Source organism: Autumnicola musiva, from assembly GCF_031846585.1.
In the GTDB taxonomy this organism is placed as follows: Bacteria; Bacteroidota; Bacteroidia; order Flavobacteriales; family Flavobacteriaceae; genus Autumnicola; species Autumnicola musiva.
The window spans coordinates 1-356 of sequence record NZ_JAVRHK010000088.1; the positions used below are offsets into that span (position 1 = coordinate 1).

2 protein-coding genes are annotated in these 356 nt (G+C 35.7%); both read left to right on the forward strand.

Annotated elements, in window-relative coordinates; all coding sequences use genetic code 11:
- Position 1 precedes the first annotated feature (1 nt).
- Positions 2-178 carry a FixH family protein gene (locus RM539_RS19975; protein WP_311505179.1) on the forward strand — a complete coding sequence of 59 codons (177 nt, stop codon included), beginning with the start codon at positions 2-4 and terminating at the stop codon, positions 176-178.
- A gap of 5 nt (positions 179-183) precedes the next feature.
- A partial coding sequence (locus RM539_RS19980; RefSeq protein ID WP_311505180.1) for an urease accessory protein UreH domain-containing protein occupies positions 184-356 on the forward strand: 173 nt, incomplete at its 3' end.

The following is a 356-nucleotide window of genomic DNA, read 5'->3' on the forward strand; positions in this document are numbered from 1 at the left end:
AATTAATCTCTACAGGCCCTCTAACAAAATGCTTGATTTCCAAATTCCACTGAATGATTTAACCGCACATGAGATTATAATTCCAAATGAAAAAATGATTGATGGTCGCTGGAATATCAATGTGAACTGGAAATATCGAGGCGAAGATTATTTGTACAAAAAAGAAATTGTTTATTAAAAAAAATGCTCTTTTCAGCCTTCATATTTGGACTTTTAGGTAGTTTCCACTGCGTGGGAATGTGCGGGCCCATCGCATTTTTACTGCCTGTAGATCGGGAAAATAATTTGAAAAAAACTTTTCAGATTTTTCTTTATCACTTTGGAAGGCTCCTCGCATATGGTATCATAGGCCTTGC